This window comes from Burkholderia pulmonis, assembly GCF_984667975.1.
Window position 1 is genome coordinate 396,462 of record NZ_OZ480187.1, and the last position, 23,942, is coordinate 420,403.

At 67.8% G+C, this 23,942-nt stretch carries 18 protein-coding genes; 10 read left to right on the top strand and 8 right to left on the bottom strand.

Translation table 11 applies throughout. The annotated features are described in order from the left end of the window. The first annotated feature begins 53 nt into the window (after nt 1-53). Entirely contained in the window at nt 54-1,730 is a 1,677-nt protein-coding gene (locus AC5LXK_RS18625; protein ID WP_493392947.1) for a S10 family peptidase, read from the top strand. A 72-nt stretch (nt 1,731-1,802) separates the two neighbouring features. Here the strand turns inward: AC5LXK_RS18625 and nadE are convergent, their stop codons facing one another. The 3 genes from nadE to AC5LXK_RS18640 all read right to left on the bottom strand — a co-directional run bounded on the left by nadE (nt 1,803) and on the right by AC5LXK_RS18640 (nt 4,120). Continuing rightward, nucleotides 1,803-2,651, bottom strand: a complete 849-nt coding sequence (gene nadE, locus AC5LXK_RS18630; RefSeq protein WP_493392948.1) for an NAD(+) synthase — start codon at nt 2,649-2,651, stop codon at nt 1,803-1,805. Between the two features lie 211 nt (nt 2,652-2,862). Further along, a complete protein-coding gene (locus AC5LXK_RS18635; protein WP_493392949.1) occupies nt 2,863-3,732 on the bottom strand; it encodes a DMT family transporter in 870 nt (289 codons plus the stop codon). Nucleotides 3,733-3,934: 202 nt separating this feature from the next. Next, nucleotides 3,935-4,120, bottom strand: a complete 186-nt coding sequence (locus AC5LXK_RS18640; RefSeq protein ID WP_006480515.1) for a hypothetical protein — start codon at nt 4,118-4,120, stop codon at nt 3,935-3,937. Nucleotides 4,121-4,328: 208 nt separating this feature from the next. Between AC5LXK_RS18640 and AC5LXK_RS18645 the strand changes: the two genes are divergently transcribed. After that, nucleotides 4,329-5,087 (top strand): DeoR/GlpR family DNA-binding transcription regulator, encoded by a 759-nt coding sequence (locus AC5LXK_RS18645; RefSeq protein WP_059238924.1) that lies wholly within the window; start codon nt 4,329-4,331, stop codon nt 5,085-5,087. Nucleotides 5,088-5,192: 105 nt separating this feature from the next. After that, the gene (locus tag AC5LXK_RS18650) at nt 5,193-6,986 is read left to right on the top strand and encodes a phospholipase D-like domain-containing protein (RefSeq protein WP_493392950.1); all 1,794 of its coding nucleotides are present in this window, start codon (nt 5,193-5,195) and stop codon (nt 6,984-6,986) included. A 60-nt stretch (nt 6,987-7,046) separates the two neighbouring features. On the opposite strand, the gene AC5LXK_RS18655 is transcribed toward AC5LXK_RS18650, so the two are convergent. The 3 genes from AC5LXK_RS18655 to AC5LXK_RS18665 form a co-directional block, all read right to left on the bottom strand. Further along, nucleotides 7,047-7,721, bottom strand: coding sequence for a TetR/AcrR family transcriptional regulator (locus AC5LXK_RS18655; protein ID WP_493392951.1), 675 nt, complete (start codon nt 7,719-7,721; stop codon nt 7,047-7,049). A 128-nt stretch (nt 7,722-7,849) separates the two neighbouring features. Beyond that, nucleotides 7,850-9,118: an NAD(P)/FAD-dependent oxidoreductase gene (locus tag AC5LXK_RS18660; RefSeq protein ID WP_493392952.1), complete on the bottom strand. Its 1,269-nt coding sequence runs from the start codon at nt 9,116-9,118 to the stop codon at nt 7,850-7,852. 154 nt (nt 9,119-9,272) lie between these two features. Further along, nucleotides 9,273-10,853 carry an amino acid permease gene (locus AC5LXK_RS18665; RefSeq protein ID WP_493392953.1) on the bottom strand — a complete coding sequence of 527 codons (1,581 nt, stop codon included), beginning with the start codon at nt 10,851-10,853 and terminating at the stop codon, nt 9,273-9,275. A 634-nt stretch (nt 10,854-11,487) separates the two neighbouring features. Between AC5LXK_RS18665 and amaB the strand changes: the two genes are divergently transcribed. Further along, the gene (amaB, locus tag AC5LXK_RS18670; protein WP_493392954.1) at nt 11,488-12,999 is read left to right on the top strand and encodes an L-piperidine-6-carboxylate dehydrogenase; all 1,512 of its coding nucleotides are present in this window, start codon (nt 11,488-11,490) and stop codon (nt 12,997-12,999) included. A 126-nt stretch (nt 13,000-13,125) separates the two neighbouring features. Here amaB and AC5LXK_RS18675 read toward each other — a convergent pair whose 3' ends face one another. Next, nucleotides 13,126-15,570, bottom strand: a complete 2,445-nt coding sequence (locus tag AC5LXK_RS18675) for a DUF3772 domain-containing protein (RefSeq protein WP_493392955.1) — start codon at nt 15,568-15,570, stop codon at nt 13,126-13,128. A gap of 448 nt (nt 15,571-16,018) precedes the next feature. Here AC5LXK_RS18675 and AC5LXK_RS18680 point away from each other — a divergent pair, with 448 nt between their 5' ends. The 5 genes from AC5LXK_RS18680 (at nt 16,019) to AC5LXK_RS18700 (ending at nt 21,549) form a co-directional block, all read left to right on the top strand. Further along, the gene (locus AC5LXK_RS18680) at nt 16,019-17,437 is read left to right on the top strand and encodes an MFS transporter (RefSeq protein ID WP_493392956.1); all 1,419 of its coding nucleotides are present in this window, start codon (nt 16,019-16,021) and stop codon (nt 17,435-17,437) included. Between the two features lie 47 nt (nt 17,438-17,484). Beyond that, nucleotides 17,485-17,751, top strand: coding sequence for a hypothetical protein (locus AC5LXK_RS18685; RefSeq protein ID WP_493392957.1), 267 nt, complete (start codon nt 17,485-17,487; stop codon nt 17,749-17,751). A gap of 106 nt (nt 17,752-17,857) precedes the next feature. Next, on the top strand, nt 17,858-19,135 hold the full coding sequence (locus AC5LXK_RS18690) for a hypothetical protein (protein ID WP_493392958.1): 1,278 nt from the start codon (nt 17,858-17,860) through the stop codon (nt 19,133-19,135). A 162-nt stretch (nt 19,136-19,297) separates the two neighbouring features. Continuing rightward, nucleotides 19,298-20,410 carry a porin gene (locus AC5LXK_RS18695; RefSeq protein ID WP_493392959.1) on the top strand — a complete coding sequence of 371 codons (1,113 nt, stop codon included), beginning with the start codon at nt 19,298-19,300 and terminating at the stop codon, nt 20,408-20,410. Between the two features lie 86 nt (nt 20,411-20,496). Then, complete coding sequence (locus AC5LXK_RS18700; RefSeq protein WP_493392960.1) at nt 20,497-21,549, top strand: nucleoside hydrolase; 1,053 nt, start codon at nt 20,497-20,499, stop codon at nt 21,547-21,549. A 27-nt stretch (nt 21,550-21,576) separates the two neighbouring features. Here the strand turns inward: AC5LXK_RS18700 and AC5LXK_RS18705 are convergent, their stop codons facing one another. Then, complete coding sequence (locus tag AC5LXK_RS18705; protein WP_124456257.1) at nt 21,577-22,488, bottom strand: LysR family transcriptional regulator; 912 nt, start codon at nt 22,486-22,488, stop codon at nt 21,577-21,579. A 94-nt stretch (nt 22,489-22,582) separates the two neighbouring features. Between AC5LXK_RS18705 and AC5LXK_RS18710 the strand changes: the two genes are divergently transcribed. Beyond that, on the top strand, nt 22,583-23,932 hold the full coding sequence (locus tag AC5LXK_RS18710; protein ID WP_493392961.1) for an NCS2 family permease: 1,350 nt from the start codon (nt 22,583-22,585) through the stop codon (nt 23,930-23,932). Nucleotides 23,933-23,942 lie beyond the last annotated feature (10 nt).

The following is a 23,942-nucleotide window of genomic DNA, read 5'->3' on the forward strand; positions in this document are numbered from 1 at the left end:
CCTTCGACGCGGGTGTCCTGCCCGCGTCTTTTTTCACCTCCAGGAGCAGCACGATGGGCATCGATTCCGCATCTTCCGGCGGCGTGTATCCGCTGCATCACGGCGACCACAATTCGCATGGCGTGCCGCCGACCATCAACCCGGTCGCGCTGAGCCACGGCCGCGACCAGCCGTTCTTCGACCCGGTCGCGTACGGCAACGGCCCCGACGACTCGGTGACCGACACGACCGAGGCGGCCGCGATCACGCATCACACGATCCTGATCGACGGCAAGCGCATCGCGTACACGGCGACGGCCGGCCACCTCGTGACGGTCGACCCGAGCAGTTCGCGGCCGGCCGCGAAGATCTTCTACGTCGCATTCACGGCAGACGGCGCGAAGGAGGAAACGCGGCCCGTGACGTTCTTCTACAACGGCGGGCCCGGTTCGTCGTCGGTGTTCGTGCTGCTCGGCTCGTTCGCGCCGAAGCGCATCAAGACGTCGATGCCGGGGTTCACGCCGCCCGCGCCGTATCAGATGGAAGACAACCCGGACAGCATGATCGACCACAGCGATCTCGTGTTCATCAACCCGGTCGGCACCGGCTATTCGGCGGCTGTCGCGCCGAACAAGAACCGCAATTTCTGGGGCGTCGACCAGGATGCGGATTCGCTGAAGCAGTTCATCAAGCGCTACCTGACGAAGAACAACCGCTGGAATTCGCCGAAATACCTGTTCGGCGAGTCGTACGGCACAGCGCGCAGCTGCGTGCTCGCGTACAAGCTGCACGAGGACGGCGTCGACCTGAACGGCGTCACGCTGCAGTCGTCGATCCTCGACTACCGGCAGGCCGGCAACCCGGTCGGCGCGCTGCCGACCGCCGCGGCCGACGCGTGGTATCACAAGAAGCTCGGCGTGACGCCCGCGCCGACCGATCTCGGCGCATTCGTCGAGGAAGTCGCGCAGTTCGCGCGCACCGACTACCTGAACGCGCTGCGCACGGTCCCGCATGCGGACCCGGCCACCGTGCAGAAACTGTCGCAGTACACGGGCATCGACACGGCGACGCTGCAGTCGTGGAGCCTCAACATCGCGGGCTACGACGCGCGCGGCAATTCGCTGTTCCTGACGACGCTGCTGCATGCGCAAGGGCTTGCGCTCGGCTCGTACGACGGCCGCGTGACCGGGATCTCGTCGGGCATCGCGGGCAAGATCGATCCGAACTCGGGCGGCAACGATCCGACGATGACGGCCGTGACGGGTGTCTATACGGCGATGTGGAACAGCTACCTGAACGAGCAGCTGAAGTTCACGTCGAATTCCGCGTTCACCGACCTGAACGACCAGGCGTTCCAGAACTGGGATTTCAGCCACATCGACCCGACCGGCGCGCAGCAGGGCATCGATGCACAGGGGAACGTGATTCTCTATACGGCCGGCGATCTCGCGGCGGTGATGGCGCTGAACGTCGACCTGAAAGTGCTGTCGGCGAACGGCTTCTACGATTTCGTCACGCCGTTCTACCAGACCGTGATAGACCTGCAGCAGATGCCGCTCGAGGATCAGAAGGTGCGGCAGAACCTGTCCGCGCGCTTCTATCCGTCGGGACACATGGTGTATCTCGACGGTGGCTCGCGTACCGCGCTTAAGCGCGATCTCGCGACGATGTACGACACGACCGCCAGTGATACGGGTGCGCGGATGCGGATTCGTGCGCTGCAGGCGAAGAAGACGGGCGGGCACGCATAACGGTGCCCGTCGCCGTGCGCCGCGCGCAGCCGTGACGGCTCGCGCGGCGGTATGTCCATCCGGGTGGCCGGCTTACGCGGCCGGCCAGTCGAACATCGTGTACGGCAGCGCGCGCTTGTGGCGCGAACCGTCGTGGAAGCGCAGCACCGTTTCGTACACGTGATCGCTGACCGCCTTGCCTTCGAGGAAATCGTCGATCTCGTCGTAGGTGACGCCGTAGGCGTGCTCGTCGGGACGCAGCGGGCGCAGCTCCTCGAGGTCGGCCGTCGGCACCTTCATCACGATCAGTTCCTCGCCGCCGAGCGCACGCGCGACCGCGCGCACGCGACGCTTGTTCAGGCCCGCGAGCGGCAGGATGTCCGCGCCGCCGTCGCCGAATTTCGTGAAGAAACCCATCAGCGATTCAGCGGCGTGATCGGTGCCGATCACGATGCCGCGCTGCGCGCCCGCCACCGCGTACTGCGCGATCATGCGCTCGCGCGCCTTGATGTTGCCGTGCACGAAATCCTGTTGCGCGGGCGTATCGAACACGTGGCCGGAGGCGGCCAGCGCGCCGAGCATCGCATCGGCGGCCGGCTTCACGTCGACCGTCAGCACCTCGTCCGCCCGCACGAACGCGAGTGCGCGCTGGGCATCGGCTTCGTCGTTCTGCACGCCGTTCGGCAAGCGCATCGCGATGAAATGCGCATCGTAGCCGTCGGCGCGCAGGCGCTCGACCGACAGTTGCGCGAGCCGGCCGGCCGTCGACGAATCGACGCCGCCGCTGATGCCGAGCACGTAGGTCCGCAGGCCGGTCGAACGCAGGTATTGCGCGAGAAAATCGACGCGGCGGGCGATCTCGGCCTCGGCGTCGAAGTGCGGGGCAACGTTCAGTTCGGCAATGATCGCGCGTTGGCGGCTGGCGTAATCGGCGGATGTCATGAAGGAAGTTCCGGAACGAAATGCAAGGCGCCCATCATAAGCGCAATCGTGGCGGGGCGCCGCGCCGGGCGTGCGATCCGGCGGTTTCGCGTTGCTTCGGCGAGACGCGATGCATCGCCATGGTGCACGGTGCGCCGGGCGGGTGCAGGATGCTGCGCGAAGGGCACTCGCGCTTGCCCTTTCGACGGGTGCGCGGGCCGGCTGGCCGGCGTCAGCGCCGCGCGAGCACGACGCCCACCAGCGCGAGCGCGAAGCCGGCGAGCTGGATCGCCGCGAGCGTTTCGCCGAACAGCCAGTAGCCCTGCAGCGCGGCCAGCGGCGGCGCGAGGAACAGCAACGACGTCGCGCGTGCCGCGTTGCCGCGCCGCAGCATCCACATCAGCATCGTGACCGCGCCGCCCGACAGGAACACGACGCCCCACACGAGCGACACCCACAGCGCCGGCGCGCCGATCCAGCGTGTTTCATGAAGCAGTGCGACGAAGACGGCCGCGACGATCGCCGCGCCGAAGTTCTGCACGGCAACCGCCGTGCGCAGGTCGCTCTGCGCGAGCTTGCCTTTCTGGTACAGCGAGCCGGCGGTAATCGACCCGACCGCCAGTACCGACACGGCGATGACGAGCCAGGCAGGCGCCGCGCCCGGCGGCGGCGCGACGCCGCCCGTGACCTTCGGCGCCAGCACGAGCGCGACGCCGGCCAGCCCGAGCGCCATCCCGAACCAGCCGCGCCGGGGCAGGCGCTCGTTGAACAGCGGGACGGCAAGCACGGCGGTGGCGAGCGGCTGCAGCGCGCCGAGCAACGCCATGACGCCGGCGTTCAATCCTTGCGCGACGGCCCAGTAGCTCGCGCCGAGATAGACGCCTTGCAGCAGCGCGCCCGCGATCAGGTGGCGCGGCCATTCGCGGCGGGCCGGCCACGGCGCGCGCGCAACCAGCGCGACCACGCCGAACAGCGCGGCGGTGCCCGCGAAGCGCGCGAGCAGGAACAGGTTGGGATCGGCGTAGGGCTTGATTGCCCGCGCAACGATGAAGCCGGTGGACCAGAGCGCGACGAAAGCGGCGGCGACGATCGAGGTAAGCATGCGTAACGGGCCGCGAAGCGGCCGGACAGAACCGGAAGTCGGCCAGTATCGGGGGAAGCGGTGCCGGCGTCTTGTCGAATCCTGCACTCATGCCGCGCGGTGCGGGACCGTGCCGGCGGTCGTTGCGCGTCGGTCGCGCGGTGCGGAGGGGGCGGGTGCCGCGCCGCATGACGCGGCACGGGCGGGTGCGAAGCCGCGGGGATCAGTCGATCGAGAACGTGTCGAGCGGCTGGTTGGCGCGCGCGTCGGTCGCGAAGCGCGCGGCGAGCTGTTCGTAGAGCCGGCGAGCTTCGTCGAGCGTCAGGTCGATCCAGTACGGATCGCCGGCTGCGTCGTTGAGGCGTTCCGGCGGAAACTGGATTTCGATCACACTGCCTTTGCGATACATGGCGCGAGCCCCTTTGCTTGGTCGGTCGTTCGGCGAAGCGCAAAGTGTAGCAACCGGCGCCGCGCGGATTCGCGCGCGTCAGGCAATACAGAATTTCGCTTTCGTGAAACCCGGCCGGCCGGGTTTCCCGCCGCAGTCAAATGGCCGTCAAACGTCCGTAATACAATGGCCGGCTTACCCATTACCAGTCGCCTCGGGCGCACACGCGATGCTGGCGGAACAACGTCATCAATACATCCTGTCGGAGCTCGGACGGTCGGGCGCGTTGTCGGTCGCGGAACTCGTCCGTTCGCTCGACGTGTCGCGCGAAACGGTGCGGCGCGACCTGAACGCGCTGGCCGCGCGCGGCCTGCTCGTGATGACGCACGGCGGCGCACTGGCCGCGGACCGCCGCGAGCCGAGCCTGTCCGAACGCGAAGCGGCGAACGCCGAAGCGAAGCGCACGATCGGGCGGCGCGCGGCCGAATTCGTGCCCGACGATGCATCGGTGCTGATCGATTCGGGCAGCACGCCGCACGCGGTCGCGCTCGCACTCGCCGACCGGCACCGGCTGTCGATCTACACGAACGACTGGCGCACCGCGTTCGTGCTCGCGCGGCGCAACGGCAACCGCGTGACGCTGCTCGGCGGCGAGCTGTCCGACGACGAGGACGCGACCTTCGGGCTCGACACGATCCACCAGCTCGCGCAATACCACGTCGATTTCGCGTTCGTCGGCGCCGGCGGCATCACGCCCGACGGCGAATGTACCGACTATTCGCGGCTCGCGGCCGAGGTGCGCAGCCGCATGATCGCGGCGGCCGGCACGGCGATCATCGTCGCCGACCATTCGAAATTCGGCCGCGTGACGCCGGTGCGGATCAATGGCACGGCCGCCGCCCGGTATCTGGTGACCGAGCGCGCGCCCGACAAGGCCGTGCGCCGTGCGCTGACCGCGCGCGGGATCGAGCTGCTCGTTTGCGACTGACGCGCGTCCGACATACAAGGTTCACCGAACCGTCATCCGGCGGGAAGAACCGCCGTCGACACTGACTCATTCACCTCGACCGGCCACCAGGCCAGGGAGCAACGAATGACCGTCAGCGTGCGCAGCTATCTTTCCCCCACCCTGGTCCTGCTGGCCTTCGACTGGCCCGATGCGGCGTCGCGGTCCGATTTCCTCGGCTTCGCGATCCGGCGCACGCCGGGCTTCTGGTCGGCCGACGGCAAGACGCGCGCACCGGACAGCTGGCTGCCCAACCGCCTGACGTTCGACGGCCCTGCAGCCGACACGCAGGGCGATGCGCCGACCGACCAGGCGCCGATCCAGAAATTCATGTGGTGGGACGCGCGCATCGATCCTCAGGACCGCGATGCATCGTTCCGCTACGACGTGTATCCGGTCGTCGGCACCCCGGCGAACCTGCAGGTGCTCGACGCGGAAAGCGGCGTATGCGAGATCGTGCTGCCCGCGCACATCGAGGACGGCATCGGCACGTGGTTCAACCGCGCGGTGGTGAGCTCGCAGGCGTTCGCGAAGCAGGTCGCGGCGCTGGGGCTCGCGCCGAACGAGGCGCCGAGCGACGCACAGGCGCTGAAGCTGCGCACGTGGCTCGCGAACGACATGGAGCAGGTGTTCGCGGAGATGCTCGACCCCGCATCGCGCGCGGCGTCGGCCGTCTATCACCTGACCGACACGCGGTGGGCGCTGCCCGCCTTCGAAGCGTTCGGGCGCAAGCATGGTGAAGCGTCGCTTGCGATCGTCTACGACGCGCACACGACGGCGCGCAAGGGCAAGCCGCCGCTGCCGTCGCCGAACCAGCCGGCCGTCGACGCGCTGCAGGGCCTCGCGACGCTCGCGCCGCGCGACAAGACGCACATCATGCACGACAAGTTCATCGTGACCGATGCGCCGTCGAACCCGACGCCCGCGCGCGTGCTGACCGGTTCCGCGAACTTCACGACCGAGGGGCTGACCGAGCAGGCCAACGTGCTGCACGCGTTCGACTCGCCCGCGCTCGCGGCGCTGTACAACGACCGCGCGCATGCGCTGGCCGGGAATCCGTCGATCGCGGAGACGGCGAAGCTGACGTCGGGCTGGTCCGGGCCGATGACGATCGGCAGCGCGCAGGTGCGCGTCGCGTACTCGCCGGAGCCGGCGGGGCAGCGTACCGAGATCGATACGATCGTCGCCGCGATTGCGGCCGCGAAGCATTCGGTGTCGTTCTGCCTGTTCATGCCGACCGACGCGGCGCTGCGCGACGCCTGCTTCGCGGCCGGCGACCGCGGGCTGATGATGTTCGGCCTCGTGAACAAGATCAACGTCGGCAGCGCGACGAAGGCCGATGCCGCCCGGCAGGCCGGCCAGACGCTCGATGCGGCGACGCTCGCGAACCTCGAGCTGTACCACCGCAGCCGCGACAACCACGACGTGATCGATGCGTCGTATTTCTCGCCGGCCACCGTGCCGCAGGGTTTCGAGCCCGAGCTGCGGCTCTTTCCGGGCGAGCCGGCGCCGGCGTTTCCGCCCGTCGTGATCCACCACAAGTTCATCGTGATCGATGCGGAAGGCGCGAATCCGGTCGTCTATACGGGCTCGGCGAACATGAGCCGCAATTCGGAGCAGTACAACGACGAGAACCTGCTCGAGATTCGCGACAAGCGGATCGCGGCGATCTATCTCGCGGAATTCCTGCGGCTCTACGAGCATTACCGCGCACGGGCGCTGGCGATCAATGCGAAGGCGCACGGCACGGATGCCGGCACGGGCGCGCATGCGCGGCTCGCGCTTGCACCCGATTCAAGCTGGGCGAAGAAGTATTACGTGGCGGGCAGCCCGGAAGAGAAGGCGCGGATCGCGCTGGCGTCGACCGCACCGACGGACTGATGCATGGAAGTGCGCGGGGCACGAAGGGTTCGTGCCCTGGCCGGAGGTGGTTGCCGCCGCTTATGCGGCGACGTAGCGCAGCACGGCGTCGGCGATCGTGTCGCGATGGCGTGCGCGCAGGCGCGGCGCCGACGGATCGCGGCCGAACGCGGCGCCGAACGTATAGCGGTTCGACACGCGGTGGAAGCAGAACGAGCTGATCAGCAGGTGCAGGTCGAATGCGTCGATGTCCTTGCGGAACGCACCGCTGGCCGCACCGCGCTCGACCAGTTCCTCGAGCGTCTTGATGATGCTGACGTTGCGGTTCTTGAACGACTTGAGCTGTTCGAGGTACTTCGCGCCGTGGATGTTCTCGATCGACACGAGGCGGACGAAGTCGCGATGCTTGTCGTGATAGTCGAACGTGAATTCGACGAGGCGGCGCATGCCTTCGCGCGGCTCCATGTCGCCGATGTGCAGTTCCTGCTCGAGCGCGCGGATATCGCCGTACACCTTCTCCAGCACGGCCTCGTACAGGCCTTCCTTGCTTTCGAAGTAGTAGTAGAGCATCCGCTTCGTCGTGTTCGTGCGCTCGGCGATCGCGTCGACGCGCGCACCGGCGAGGCCCATCGCGGAGAATTCCTGCGTGGCGACATCGAGGATGTTGCGCTTGGTTTGCTCGGGATCGTATTTACGCCGCGCATCGGACGCAAGCGCGCGGGTGTCGGACGTGGCGGCCTTGCTTCCTGCTTTCATGTGACTTTGTTGTGGGTTCGCGGCGGCTTGGAAAAGGCATTCTAGCATGCGGGAAATCCCCGCCCGGCCGACCTTCCGCTCTAATCGGCAAGGCCGTCCGGCGCGGCCGTTTCCGCCGCCGCGGCCGCTCAGCGGCGGCAGGATGCGAGCGCGTCGCGGGCCTGGTATGCGGTGTACGTGAGCTGCGCGGCGGCGAGGCCGGCCAGCCCGAACGTGCGCGTGAGCCCGAACGCGGCGAAGCCGTCCGGCACCGGCCGGCCTTCGGCCAGCGCGGCGGCGAGCGCTTCGCCGGCCACCGTGGTCGGCGCCATCCCGTGGCCGCCGAACGCGATCGCGTGCCACACGCCGTCCGCATCGCGGCCGATCTGCGGCATCTTGTGCCGTGCGTAGCTCATCAGCCCGCCCCACGCGTAGTCGACCTTCACGCCTTCCAGTTGCGGATACACGCGCAGCAGGTCGCGCCGCAGCAGCCGGGCGATCGCGTCGGGGCCGCGGTCGAGCACCGAGATCCGGCCGCCCCACAGGATCCGCGTGTCTTTCAGCGGGCGGTAGTAGTCGAACGCGAAACGCGTGTCGTAGATCGCGTACGGCGCGTCGATTGCGTCGGGCAGGCGCGTGCCGAGCGGTTCGGTCGCGATCACGTAGGTCGCGATCGGCAGCACCGCGCGCTCGATGCGCGGCGACACGCCGCGGGCGTAGCCGCCGCCGGCGAACACGACGTCCTTCGCGCGCACCGTGCCCTGCGCCGTGCGCACGACGTAGCCGGCGCCTTCGCGCGCGATGCCGAGCGCGGCCGAGCGTTCATAAACGCGCGCACCGCCGCGCGATGCGGCTGCGGCGACGCCGATCACGTACTTGAGCGGATGGAAGTGGAAGGCGTTCGGCTCGAACAGGCCGCCGTAATAGCGCTGCGTCTTCAATCGTTCGCGCAGTGCGTTGGTCGGGACGGGCTCCCAGTCGACGCCGAGTTCGGTCTTCATCAGCGTGCGCACGCTGTCGAGCCGCGACGGATCGTCGAACCAGTTCGCGAGCATCACGCCCTGGTCGACGATGTCGCAGTCGATCCCGTAGCGGGCGATCCGCGTGCGGATCAGGTCGACCGCGTCGACGGTGAGCCGGTACAGCCGGCGCCCTTCGTCGCGGCCGAGCGTGCGCAGCAGGTCGGCGTTGTCGAGGCTGTAGCCGCCGAACACGAAGCCGCCGTTGCGGCCCGACGCGCCGAAGCCGACCCGTTCGCTGTCGAGCACGACGACGTCATGGACACCACGCTCGACGAGGCCGAGCGCCGTACACAGGCCGGCGAGGCCGCCGCCGACGATGCAGACCTGCGTGTCGATCGCGCCGGTCAGTTGCGGGTAGGGCTGGCGGGTAACGGTGGCTTCGTAGAAGTTCTGCATGCGATTCGGTGACTCGTAACGGCGGAAAAACGGACGGCGCGTCGATCTTGCCTGAACGCGCGCGCCGCGTCGAATGGGGATTGTCGGTGCGCCGGCCGCCGCGACGGGGCGGCTGACGGCGCGCCGGGTGACGACAGGCTTCAGGTTTCCGGCTTCAGGTGCCCGGCGTCGGGTTGGCCGGGCGGGCGGCGTAGCCCGCGTAGCCGGTTTCGGCCTGCGGCGCGGCTTCGGGCGTCACGTTGCGTTCGATCCACGGCGCGATTTCCATGTCTTCGTAACGTACCAGACGGCATTTGCGCACGAGCGCATAGCCGAGCCAGATCACGAGGAAGAACGGCAGGCCGATGTAGGTCGCGGCGATGCCGACCCAGTCGATCTTGTCGGCGAGGAACGCCTGGTAGTCCTGGCCGAGCGCGACGACCGCGCACAGTGCGAACGCGAACAGCGGGCCGAACGGAAACCACTTCGACCGGTACGGCAACTGGTCGAGCCGGTAGCCCTGCTTCAGGAAGCCCTTGCGGAAGCGGTAATGGCTGACCGCGATGCCGAGCCACGTGATGAAGCCGGCCATGCCCGACGTGTTCAGCAGCCACAGGTACACGGTCTTGTCGCCGTACAGCGACGTAAGGAAGCACAGCGCCCCGACGGCGGTGGTCGCGTACAGCGCGTTGCGCGGCACGCCGCCCGGCGACAGCTTCGCGAACAGCTTCGGCGCGCGGCCTTCGACCGCGAGGTTGTAGAGCATCCGCGTCGACGCATACATGCCCGAGTTGCCGGCCGACAGCACGGCCGTCAGGATCACCGCGTTCATCACGCCGGCCGCGAACGCAAGACCCGCGTGGCGGAACACCAGCGTGAACGGGCTCACGCCGATGTCGGTCACGTCGCTCTTCAGCAGGCTCGGGTCGGTATAGGGAACCAGCACGCCGATCACGAAGATCGCAAGCACGTAGAACAGCAGGATCCGCCAGAAGATCTGGCTCACCGCGCGCGGGATCGTCGTGCGCGGGTTCTCCGATTCGCCGGCCGCGACGCCGATCATTTCGGTGCCCTGGAACGAGAAGCCCGCGATCATCGCGACGCCGAGCATCGTTGCCCAGCCGCCCGCGAACGGCGCGTCGCCGATCGTGAAGTTGCTCCAGCCGGCGCTCGGGCCGCCCTGCATGATCCCGAAGATCATCAGCAGGCCGACGCCGACGAACGCGAGCACCGTCAGCACCTTGATCAGCGCGAACCAGTATTCGGCTTCGCCGAAGCCGCGGACCGACAGCGCGTTGAGCGCGAAGATCAAGGTGAGGAACAGCGCGCTCCACCACACGCCCGGCACATGCGGGAACCAGTAGTTCATCACGAGCTGCGCGGCGACGAGCTCCACCGCGAGTGTCACGGCCCAGCTGTACCAGTAGTTCCAGCCGAGCGCGAAGCCGAAGCCTTCGTCGACGAATTTCGCGCCGTAGGTCGCGAACGAGCCCGATACCGGCATGAACGCAGCCATTTCACCGAGGCTCGTCATCAGGAAGTAGACCATCAGGCCGATCACCATGTACGCGATCATCGCGCCGCCGGGGCCGGCCTGCGAGATCGACGCACCGGACGCGACGAACAGGCCCGTGCCGATCGAGCCGCCGATCGCGATCATGCGCAGATGGCGGGCTTGCAGCGCACGGTGAAGGGACGGCTTCGCGGGCGGCGAGTCGGACGGGCGGGACGAATCGGGGCGGGCATCTGAATGCATGGCGTGCGCTGGGCGCTGTCTCCGGGATTGTTTTTTCGGTGACGAAGCGCGACGCGTTGCCGGGCGCGGGCCGGGCAGCGGTGATACGGTGCGAAACGGGCCCGGTGAGCCGGGCCGCGGTGCGTGTCGCCTTCGTCGGTCGTCCGGCTGCCGTAGTGGCGGCCGGCGGCGCGCCGGGTGCGTTGCATCTCGACGTCGCACCGATTGTGTGTGCCCGATGCACGGGCGGCAAACGATATTTCCGAACAGGGTGATGCAGGTTTGTCATCAACCTGCACCGCTTTGCGACATGTCCGCTCGCCCGGCTTCGGGCTTTGGAAACGTCCCGAATCGGCACGAAAACGTACGGTTCTGACTTGTCGAGTTGTTGCGTTTTGGGAATGAAGTCGTGAGTTAATATCAATAGCGGCCCGACTTGTGGCCACCGACAATGTGTTTCATGGATCGTGCCTCGCGAGGCCGGGGCGCGCCGTCCGGCCGGGCTTCCGGCGGCGGCGCAGCGCGATGCGCCGTCCGGCGCACCGGGCCCGCCACGCGGCGCATCCGCTTGCACCGGGCGCGCGAACGCGCTCCAATCGAATCACGCGGGCGGCGCTGCCGCCGCACCGATCAATCTGTCCCTGAAGAGGAAGTGATGCAATTCAACGACATTCTTGCCGCGCTCGATATCGATCTCGCCCAGTGGAAAGGCAATGCGCTGACCGCGCGTTCGCCGCTCGACGGCGCGACGCTCGCGACGCTGGCCGTCGACACGCCGGCCGACGCAGAACGCAAGATCGACGCTGCGCACGACGCATTCCTCAAGTGGCGCACGGTGCCGGCGCCGGTGCGCGGCGAACTCGTGCGCGTGTTCGGCAACGTGCTGCGCGAGCACAAGGCCGAACTCGGTCGCCTCGTCACGCTCGAAGCCGGCAAGATCACGTCGGAAGGCCTCGGCGAAGTGCAGGAAATGATCGACATCTGCGATTTCGCAGTCGGCCTGTCGCGCCAGCTCTACGGCCTGACGATCGCGTCCGAGCGCCCGGGCCACCGGATGATGGAAACGTGGCACCCGATCGGCGTGTGCGGCGTGATTTCGGCGTTCAACTTCCCGGTTGCCGTGTGGGCGTGGAATGCGGCGCTCGCGTTCGTGTGCGGCGATTCGGTCGTGTGGAAGCCGTCCGAGAAGACGCCGCTTACCGCGATTGCGTGTCACGTGCTGCTGCAGAAGGCGATTCGCGAATTCGAGAAGACGCATCCGGGCGTCGCGCCGGCGGAGCTGAGCCAGCTGGTGCTCGGCATGCGCGATGTCGGCGAGGTGCTGACGGCGTCGAAGAAGGTGCCGGTCGTCAGTGCGACGGGCAGCGTGCGGATGGGCCAGGAAGTCGCGAAGGTGCTGAGCCAGCGTCTCGCGCGCGGCATCCTCGAACTCGGCGGCAACAACGGGATGATCGTCGCGCCGAGCGCGGATCTGGATCTCGTCGTGCGTGCCGTCACGTTCGCGGCGGTCGGCACGGCCGGCCAGCGTTGCACGACGCTGCGCCGCCTGATCGTGCATCGCAGCCTGGTCGAACAACTGCTGCCGCGCATCGAGAAGGCGTACACGTCGGTGAAGGTCGGCAACCCGCTCGAAGAAGGCACGCTGGTCGGCCCGCTGGTCGATCGTGCGTCGTTCGACGCGATGCAGAAGGCGCTGGGCGATGCGCGCGAGCAGGGCGGCGAAGTGAAGGGCGGCGAGCGCGTCGACGTCGGTCACGCGGATGCGTACTACGTGCGTCCGGCCATCGTGCGGATGCCGAAGCAATCGGCGGTGGTCGAGCGCGAGACGTTCGCGCCGATCCTGTACGTGATGATCTACGACAACTTCGACGATGCGGTCGAGCTGCACAACGCGGTGCCGCAAGGCCTGTCGTCGGCGATCTTCACGAACGACATGCGTGAAGCCGAGCAGTTCATGTCGGCGGCCGGCAGCGATTGCGGGATCGTCAACGTGAACATCGGCACGAGCGGCGCGGAAATCGGCGGCGCGTTCGGCGGTGAAAAGGAAACGGGCGGTGGCCGCGAGTCGGGTTCGGATGCGTGGAAGGCGTATATGCGTCGCGCGACGAATACGATCAACTACAGCCGGCAACTGCCGCTGGCGCAGGGTGTGAAGTTCGACGTGTGATGCGGGGCGCCCCGGAGGGCGCCGCGTACGAACGAAAAGGGCCGGTTGCCGCGGAAGCGGTAGCCGGCCCTTTGTGTTTCGGGGCAGGTGGATGCATCGTCGACGGCAAGCCCGCCCGGGCGGTACTTATTTCTCCGCCGCCGGCATGTTCTGCACGACCAGCATCTGCGGGGTCGACAGCGTGATTCCCGCCGCGCGCAACTGCTTGAGGATCTCGAACAGCAGATCGCTCTTGGTCGAACTCGCGATCCGCGGGCTCGACACGTAGCCCGTCACGCTCAGCGTGATCCCGTCCGGCGTGAGCTGGCTGAACGTCACCGACGGCGCCGGCTTTTCGAGAATCGCCTGATGCTCGCGATACGCGTCGAGCAGCAGGTCGCGCACCTGCTCGGGATCGGTGTTCAGCGGGAACGTCAGCACCAGCGTCGCGACGCCCTGCGTGCTGTTGCCCATCGTGACGTTGCGCACGTTCTGCGAGATCAGCTGCGAATTCGGCACGATCACGGTCGAGCGGTCGCTGAGCTGGATCTCGGTCGCCCGCACGTTGATGCGACGGATGTCGCCTTCGACGCCCGCGATGCTGACCATGTCGCCCACCTTTACCGGGCGCTCGGTCAGCAGGATCAGCCCCGACACGAAGTTCTTCACGATCTCCTGCAGGCCGAAGCCGATACCGACCGACAACGCGCTGACGATCCACGCGAGGTTGTTCCACCGGACGCCGAGCAGCCCGAGCGTCATCAGTACGAGCAGCACGTAGCCGACGTTGGTGAACAGCGTGATCAGCGACACGCGCATGCCCGTATCCATGCCGAGCGCGGGCATGAACTCGCTGTCGAGCCAGCGGCGCAGCGAGCGCAGCAGGTAGAAGCCGATCGCGAACCCGATCACCGCGTTCAGGATCCGGTCGGGCATGATGTTCAGGCTCTGCAGCCGCTGGCTGCCGATCATCGCGATCGCGCTGTCCAGCAGGTCGCCCGGCGTCGTGCCGAAGCCGCCCGTCATCAGCGCGATCGCCGCGATCAGCATCAGCAGGCTCGTGCCGAAGCCGGACAGCACCGTGCGCGCCTGGTCGAGGTGGCGATCCTCGAGCGCGAACAGGTGCTTGATCTGCTGACCCGTCGACAGGCTCGACGAGAACAGGCTTTCGCTCGCGTCGCGCGTCAACTGGATCAGGATGTAGGTCGTGCACAGCACGATCTCGAACCACACGAGCTCGTACGTGATGAAGCGTGCGACCGTGATGTAACCGATCAGGAGTGCGATCAGCGACGCGACGATCGCCAGCGTGACGCCGGCATGGATCAGCCCCGCGAGCGTCGAGCGCTGCTCGGGCGCCTCGCCTGCCGCCGCGAGTGCGCTGCGCGCGCGGTTCGCGCGCAGCAGCGACGCGCCGACCGTCAGCGCGACAACGAGCGATACGATGCCGCGGCCGAACAGCGTGACCGACAGGCTGGTGTCGACGATCCGGTTGATCGATTCGAGCGTGCCGGACACCAGCAGCAGCGCAGCCAGGATGGCGGGGAACGGCTTCATCGCGAGCGCGACGGGATCGGCGAGCGCGGGCAGGCGCCACGACGGATGCTTCGTGCAGAGCAGGGCGCGGCCGAGCCCTGCGATCAGCGCGCAGGTCGCCGCGAGTTTCGCGAACTGGTCCCACAGGTCGGTCAGCGACGGCGTGAGCTCGTAGTGGCGCGCGACGGCGAGGTAGAGGATCTGAATGGCGATGGCCGTCGCCAGGAACGTCGACAGCGCGGTCGACAGCGCCAGCGCGCTGCGGCGCAGGCGGGTGGGCGGCAGCCGGCTCAGCGCGACCCATGCGAGCCCGCGCTCGATCAGCCGGCGGCCGCCGATCCACGCCGCAAGCGCGGCGATCAGCAGCAGCGAGGTGATCGCCCGTTGCCCGGGTACCCACGACGAGTGCAGCATGTCGCGCAGTTCGTCGTAGAAGTCGTCGAGCCGCTGGACGTCGTCCGTCGGAAGATGGAACAGCGGCAGCCAGAACTGCGCACTGAAAATGCCGCCCGAACGAAACGCGAGCTGGTTTCTCAGCAGGCCGCGATGCAGCTTCGCGAACTGCTCGGCCAGGTTCGTGAGGCTGGCTTTCTGGTCGGCGGCCTGCTTCAGCGCGGCGTCGATCTGGGTCTTGCGCGCGTTCAGCGTGACCCGCTGCCTGGCGACGGCCGGCGTTTCCGGCGCGGCGCCCGCGGCAGGCGGCGGGCCGAGCACGTCGAGTTGCGCCTGGATCTGTGCACGCTGCGGCGTGAGATCGCCTTGCAGTTTCGCGACATCGGCGCTCAGTTCCTGCGCGGAATCGTCGAGCCCGTCCAGCTCCTTGCTGTTGGACGCGGTCGAGGTCTGCTGCTTGATGCGGTCCAGCTCGGCCTGCATCTGCTTGAGCTGCGCGATGGCGTCGGTCAGCGAGATGGCGGGCACGGTTGCGCCGACGCCGCTCGCGACGGGAGCGGAGGCGGCATCCGTCAATGCCGACGCGGGCGCGATCACCGCGAACTGCAGCAGCACGATCAGCGCGATCCGGCGGGCGTACGTGGATAGTCGTTGTATGGACATGGAATGCTTACGATTTGCCGACAATGCCGGGTGCCGAAAGGCAGCCGGAAGCCGGTAGTTGGCCCGGTAGCATGTTACCGGGGCGCGGAACGCGTGGTTGTACCGATTGCGTACCCCGTTTGCGACGAAACCTGTAGTGCGCGTCCGCGCGAAACCGTGCGGCAGGCCCGTACCGCCGGGCCGGTGCCGCCAGCGCGGCGGGGCGGGCGGCGCCGCAGGGCCGGTCCGGCATGCTGTCCGCGCCCGACATACGGTTACGCAATTTACACATTATCCGGCGCGAAAATGGGGTGTCCGAACCGTTCGGGCGCCGGCCGCGCGGCCGGCCTGCCGGCCCGCACGTGCGACGGACGGGCGTGCCGGTACAATGCAGCGATTCGCCCGACGGCGGCTCGACGGTCGCCGGACAACAACACACAACACGACACGACCAGGAGACGCGCCCAAGATGGCCTCAACGGACAGCCTTCCGCAGGCAGCAGCCCAATCCCCCTCCATCGACCCCGGCTCCATCTCGGCCCGCCTCGACCGCCTGCCGCCCACCCGCAGCGTCTGGAAGCTCGTCGTCCTGCTGAGCCTCGGTTTCTTCTTCGAACTCTACGACCTGCTGTACAGCGGCTACGTCGCGCCCGGCCTTGTAAAAAGCGGCATCCTGTCAGCGACGACGCACGGCCTGTTCGGCACCACGGGCGTCGCGAGCTTCATCGCCGCGCTGTTCTCCGGGCTCTTCATTGGCACGATCGCGTGCGGTTTCCTCGCCGACCGCTTCGGCCGCCGTGCGATCTTCACGTGGTCGCTGCTGTGGTACACGGCCGCCAACATCGTGATGGCGTTCCAGGACACAGCGGCCGGGCTGAACTTCTGGCGCTTCGTCGTCGGTCTCGGGCTCGGCGTCGAGATGGTGACGATCGGCACGTACATCTCCGAACTCGTGCCGAAGCAGATCCGTGGCCGTGCGTTCGCGTGCGAGCAGGCGGTCGGGTTCGTCGCGGTGCCGGTGGTCGCGTTCCTCGCTTACCTGCTCGTGCCGCACGCGCCGTTCGGGCTCGACGGCTGGCGCTGGGTCGTGCTGATCGGCGCGCACGGCGCGCTGTTCGTGTGGTGGATTCGCCGCGAACTGCCGGAAAGCCCGCGCTGGCTCGCGCAGCAGGGGCGCGTCGAAGAAGCCGACCGCATCATGCGCGCGCTCGAGGCGAAGGTCGAGGCCGAGTACGGCCGGCCGCTGCCGACGCCGGCGCCGGCGGAACCCGTGCCGCCGCGCGGCAGCTTCCGCGACATGTGGGTGCCGCCGTATCGCAGCCGCACGATCATGATGACGATCTTCAACGTGTTCCAGACGGTCGGCTTCTACGGCTTCGCGAACTGGGTGCCGACGCTGCTGATCAAGCAGGGCATCACGATCACGTCGAGCCTGATGTATTCGAGCGTGATCGCGCTCGCGGCGCCGATCGGCCCGCTGATCGGCCTCGTGATCGCCGACCGCTTCGAGCGCAAGTCGGTGATCGTCGCGATGGCGGCGGCGATCGTCGTCTGCGGGCTGCTGTTCAGCCAGACGACGGTGGGCGCATTCCTGATCGTGCTCGGCATCGGCCTCACGCTCGCGAGCAACATCATGTCGTACAGCTTCCACGCGTATCAGGCCGAGCTGTTCCCGACGTCGATCCGCGCACGGGCCGTCGGCTTCGTCTATTCGTGGAGCCGCTTCTCGGCGATCTTCTCGTCGTTCGTGATCGCGGCCGTGCTGCGAGGCTTCGGCACGTTCGGCGTGTTCTCGTTCATCGCGGGTGCGATGGTGGTGGTGATGGCCGCGATCGGGCTCATGGGGCCGCGCACGAAAGGCATCGCGCTGGAAACCATCTCGAAGTAGTCGAAAGTTGCGCACGCGTGCCGCATGGTTCGTGCGGCATGCGTGCGATGCGGTTCGGGCAGGAAATCCGCATCGCCATCATGATTTGGTATCCGAATCGATTGGACCGGAGCATCGTTTCATCTCAAGCGAACCGGCAACCCGGGCAAGCGCGCCGAACGGCCCAACTTTCAAGCGTGCCACGCAACGAAGCCGAAAACGGCAACGAGTTGAAACAAAGCGTGACGAAGCGCAAATCTCACGTAAAACCACGACTTTTGCCGCTGCCGGATCGCGCGCCGACGCGTAAAATGAAGGGCCTGACGACTCATTAGCCGCCATCGGACCGCACGCGTTGCATCAGCGAACGGCTCCGCCGCGAAGAGGCGTCGGCGCCGGGCGCACACGGTGTGCCGGACGTGTCGATGGCTCGCGCGGAAGATGCGCCGCTCGCAGCAGCACCATGCGGCGGCCGGATCGGCCGATGGCTTCGAACGTATGATGCTTTCCCGCTTGACGCGGCACTTTGCGAAGCCGCGTTGTCTTGCCCGCGCAGTTGCCGTGTCCGCGTGGTTCGCGGTCGCGCTGCCGGTTTCCGTTCTCGCGGTGCGGCCCGCCTTTGCCGCGTCCGACACGCCGTCGTCCGCAGCTACGTCATCCTCATCGGTTGCGTCGCCCGCGTCGGCGGCTTTACGTGCGCATCCGGATTCGTCCGCCCATGCTTCATCAGGTGCGTCGACCGCGCAGCCGGCGCCTGCCGCGTCACATGCGCATCGTGCAGAGCCTGCCAGCGCGGCATCGGGTGCCTCGGCCGCGTCTGCGGCATCCGGCGCGTCCGCTGCAGCGCCCGCGTCGGCCGCATCCGCGACGCCTGCCAGCGAGGCCGAGCCGCCCGCGCCAACCCCGCCGCGTCGCCATCCGCCGCTGTCGGCCGACGAAGCACAGAACGCGACGGCGCGCGCGATCGACATGCGCAAGCGCTTCACGCAGGAAGTCACACGCCGCCTGAACGTGCCCGCGAGCGAGCAGCGCGCGTACGGCGAGCGGCTCCAGAAGGCTCTCACCGAGGCGGACCTCGGCGACCTCGCCGGCGAATATGTCGCGATGGTCGACCGCGCACCGAACGTGCAGGCGCTCTTCATCTATTTCCGTGCAACGCCGGCCAACGCCTGGATGATGATCGGCGCTTCGCCGGTCGGCACCGGGCTGCCGGGCAAGTACGACCATTTCCTGACGCCGCTCGGCGTGTTCCATCACTCGCCCGACAACATGGATTTCCGCGCGGAAGGCACGACGAACGAGAACGGCATCCGCGGCTACGGCCGTCGCGACATGCGCATCTACGACTTCGGCTGGGTGGACGGCGAGCGCGGCTGGGGCAAGGGCGGCGTGTCGCCGATGCGCTTCCAGATGCATGCGACCGACCCCGACCGCCTCGAACCGCTGCTCGGCATCCGGCACTCGAAGGGCTGCGTGCGGATTCCCGCGTCGCTGAACACGTTCTTCGACCGGCATGGCCTGCTCGACGACGACTACCAGGCGCGCGTCGAAGCCGGCAAGTCACTGTGGGTGTTGCGGCGCGACCGCGACATCACGCCGATCGCGGGCCGCTACCTGGTCGTGATCGACAGCGCGCGCAAGGCCCGCCCGGCCTGGTCGCCGATGCCGGGGCACAAGGCATGGTCGAAGGTGCCGAAGGGGGGCGACACGGCGGATTGACCGCCGGTTCGCCTGGCGTGGGGATACATGTAGATGAGAATAAATCCGTTTTATTGAACCATAATAAAAGCAAACTTTTATTATCCGATCCGGGTTCGTATAGTCGAGTCCAGTTTCGCGGAACCCTGCCGCGCCTGGACCACCACCGATCACACGACCCGCATGAAAACTCTCTACAAGCTCGCCCCGCTCGCGATGCTCGGCGCCTTCGCGACCCATGCCTGTGCGCAAAGCAGCATCACGCTGTACGGTCTCATCTCGGCCGGCGTCGGGTTCGCGACGAACCAGGGCGGCAAGAACGCCTGGCAGGCGCTGTCCGGCACGAACCAGAACCCGCGCTGGGGGCTGAAAGGCAAGGAGGATCTCGGGCAGGGGCTGTCCGCGATCTTCCAGCTCGAGAACGGCTTCAACGTGATGACGGGCACGGCCGCGCAGAACGGCCGTGAATTCGGGCGCATGGCCTACGTCGGCCTGGCCGACCGCACCTACGGCTCGCTGACGTTCGGCCGCCAGTACGACGCGATCCACGACTACATCGGGCCCGTGATCATCGCGAGCAACGGCGTGAACATCGGCGACAACGACAACGGCTACAACGACATCCGCGTGCAGAACTCGGTGAAGTACGTGAGCCCCGTCTACTACGGCCTGAAATTCACCGCGCTGTACGGCTTCAGCAATGCGACGGGCTTCGCGAACAACAGCGCGTACAGCTTCGGGCTCGGCTACGAGCAGGGCCCGCTGCGCTGGAGCGCGGTCTATGCGCAATACAACCATCCGTACAGCGCGACGAACCAGGACGGTGCGATCGCGAACGACTATGCGTCACCGCTGCTGATCTTCAGCAAGAGCGCGATGTCGCCGGCCGCATATGCGAGCCGGCAGCGGATTGCAGGCACCGGCGGCTTCTACACGATCGGCCGCGCGCAGTTCGCCGCGATGTTTACCGACGTGCGCTACGATTACCTCGACAATACGCACCTGCACCTGCAGAACCTCGGCGTGAACGTCGTCTACACGATGACGCCGCAGCTCTTTCTCGGCGCCGCGTATGCGTTCACGAACGGCAAGTACGACGTGATCGACAAGCGGCCGAAATGGCACCAGGTGAACCTGCAGGCCGATTACTACCTGTCGAAACGCACCGACGTCGCGCTGACGGTGATCGTGCAGCAGGCGGCCGGCGATGCGGAGCATGCGCAGATCTTTGCGTACGCGCGCTCGACCAGCACGCGCCAGATGATGGCGACGCTCGGCGTCCGGCACGTGTTTTGAGCGCCCCCAACCTGCCGCTTCGCAACAGGCCCCCCGAGGGGCCAGGCAAACCCGGGGCGGCCCGGCGTTTTCTTGAGAGCTCGACCATGACCCATCCGATCGCATCCCGCCGCACCTTCCTGAAACTGTCCGCCGCGCTGGCCGGCACCGCGCTGCTGCCCGAAGCGGGCGCGTTCGCGGCCGGCGGCGACGCCGCGCGCCGCACGGTGATCATCGATACCGACCCGGGGCAGGACGACGCCATCGCGATCCTGTTCGCGCTGGGCGCGCAGGACCGGCTCGACGTACGCGCGCTGACGGCTGTCGCAGGCAACGTGCCGCTTGACCTGACCGAACGCAACGCGCGGATCATCCGCGACTGGGCCGGCCGCACGAAGACGCTGCCGGTCTACGCGGGCTGCCCGCGCCCGCTCGTGCGCGACCTCGTGACGGCCGCGAACGTGCACGGCAAGACGGGGCTCGAAGGCGTCGAACTGCACGAGCCGCGCGCGCCGCTCGCCGCCGGCCATGCGGTGTCGTACCTCGTCGATACGCTGAGCCGCGCGGCGCCGAACAGCGTGACGCTGTGCGCGCTCGGCCCGCTGACGAACATCGCGACCGCGCTGGTCGAAGCGCCGCAGATTCGCGGCGCGCTGCGCGAGATCGTGCTGATGGGCGGCGCGTTCTTCGAGCGCGGCAACATCACGCCGGCCGCCGAGTTCAACATCTACGTCGACCCGCAGGCGGCCGACGTCGTGTTCGGCAGCGGCGTGCCGATCGTCGTGCTGCCGCGCGACGTCGCGGTGAAGGCACCGATCACGCCGGCGCGCGTCGCGCCGTTCCGTGCGCTCGGCAACCGCTGCGGCAAGATCGTCGCGGACATCATGGATGCCGAGCTCGCGTACAACAAGAAGCGGCGCGGCGTCGAAGACGCACCGATGTACGACCCGACCGCGGTCGGCTATCTCGTCGATCCGACGCTGTTCGGCGGGCGCAAGGTGAACGTGGTGGTCGAGACGACCGGGCAGTGGACGCTCGGCGAGACGATCGTCGACTGGAACGGGCGCAGTGGCCGCACGGCGAATGCGACGTGGATCAACGAGGTCGACGCGGACCGTTTTTACGCGACGCTCGTCGAGCGCATCGCGAAGCTGCCCTGAACACGGGCGGCAGCGCGGTGAACGGCATCAGATGTGCTTCGCAATCCACTCGCGGCACGCGCGCACGTGCGGGCCGCGATCGTCGGCGGCGAGCGAGATCAGCGAGATCGCGCGCGTGACGCGCGGTTTGTCGACACGCAACGCGACGAGTTCGGGATCGTGCAGATGCATCGTATAGAGGCTGGGCAGCACGGCGGTCGCGAGGCCGTTGCGCGCGAGTGCGTAGAGCGGCTCGGTGTATTCCATCCGGTACGTGACGTTCAGGCGCAGCTTCTCGGCGCCGCCGGTGCGATGCAGCGATTCGCTGACGCTGCCGCGCACGAACACGGCAAGCTCGCGATCGACGAGCTTCGCCCACGTGACGCTCTTGGCGCGGGCGAGCGGATCGTCGTGCCGCACGACGATCACGATCTCGTCCTCGAACAGCTGCTGGTAGCGCAGCGTGCCGTCGTCGCTGTCCGGTTCGCGCACGCCGATGCCGAGATCCGCGACACCGTCGCGCACGGCTTCGACGAGCGCGCTGTTCGGCAGGTCGGTGAGCGTGAAGCGCAGCGTCGGGTGCGTGCCGCGCAATGCGTTGAGCGCGGGCAGCAGGCGGCCCGCGACCGACGGGATGAACGCGATGCGAACGGTCTGGATGCGTTCGCCGATGAGCCGCGTCATGTCGTCGAAGGTGCCGCGCGCCTGGTTGAGCAGGCGTTCGGCGAGCGGCAGCACGGCTTCGCCGGCCGTGGTGAGCGTGAGGCGGTGTGCGGTGCGCGCGAACAGGCGGCCGCCGAGCAGGAACTCGATCTGGCGGATCGACGCGGTGAGCGCGGGCTGCGTGAGCGACAGCGCCTGCGCGGCCTGTGTGAAGCTGCGTGCGTGGGCGAGCACGACGAAGTGCTGGACTTGCCGCAGCGTGAGCGCGGGCAGCAGCGACGAGCGGTCGGACGACATCGGGCAATAACGGTCGGGATGCGGTACGCGGCAGTATAAGACCGCGCTGCGGGAACCGACACAGGACAATATTCGGAATCACAGGAGAACCACCATGTCAGCGACTGACACGATGCCGGCGCGAGCGCCGGCCAACTGGCTCGAACGCCGCTTCGCGCTCGCCGCGCGCGGCACGAGCGTGCGCACCGAGACGATCGCGGGCGTCACGTCGTTCCTCGCGGCGGCCTATCTGCTCGTCGTGATCCCGTCGCTGCTCGCGACGGGCGGCATGGAGCGCGGCGCGGCGACGACCGCGACGATCATCGTGTTCGTGCTGTTCACGGCGCTGATGGGGCTCTACGCGAACCTGCCGTTCCTCGTCGGCCCCGGCATCGGCGGCTCGGTGATCATCGGCGTGACGCTCGCGACGACGGAGCACGTCGGCTGGCAGACGGGCCTCGGCATCGCATGCGTATCGGGCGTGCTGTTCTTCCTGCTGACGATTCTCGGCGCGCGCGGTGTCGTGATGCGGCTGATACCGGTGCAGATCAAGCTCGGGCTCGGCGCGTCGATCGGGCTGTTCGTCACGATGCTCGGGCTGCGCAATGCCGGGATGGTCGTCGCGAACGCGAAGACCAATGCGTTCGCGCTCGGCGACTTCTCGCGACCGGGTGCGCTCGTCGCGCTGATCGGCCTCGCGGTGGCGATCGTGCTGCAAGCGCGCAAGGTGCCTGGCGCGATCCTGATCGCGATCCTCGTGGCGGCGGCGGCCGGCGTGCCGCTCGGCGTCACGCACCTGCCCGCATCGTTCGTGTCGCTGCCGCACAGCATCGCGCCGATCGCGTTCAAGCTCGACATCCGCAGCGCGCTGAGCCTCGCGGCCGCGCCGTACCTGTTCGCGTTCTTCGCGGCGGAATTCTTCTCGACGCTCGGCACCGCGCTCGCGGTCGGCGCGAAGGCGAACCTGCTCGACGAACACGGCAACCTGCCGAACATCAACCGGCCGTTCCTCGTCGATTCGCTCGCCGCGACGCTCGGGCCCGTGTTCGGCATTCCGGCGCTGACCGCGCTGATCGAATCGGCGGCAGGCGTCGAGGCCGGCGGCCGCAGCGGGCTGTCGTCGGTGGCCGCGGCCGTGCTGTTCGCCGCGATGCTGCTGTTCGTGCCGGTCGCGCTCGCGATTCCGAAAGAGGCGACCGCACCGGCGCTGATCCTGATCGGGCTGTCGATGTTCGCGACGATCCGCCATACGCATTTCGACGACTTCACCGACGCGCTGCCCGTGATGTCGATGGTGCTGCTCACGCTGATGTCGAACAGCTTCGGCACCGGCATCGCGGGCGGGCTGCTGTGCTACGTGCTCGTCAAGCTGCTGGCGGGCCGCTGGCGCGACGTGCCGTGGGGGCTCGTCGTGCTCGCGCTGCCGCTCGGCTATTACTTCTGGACCGTTGTGAAGCCGCATTGAGAGACGGCTT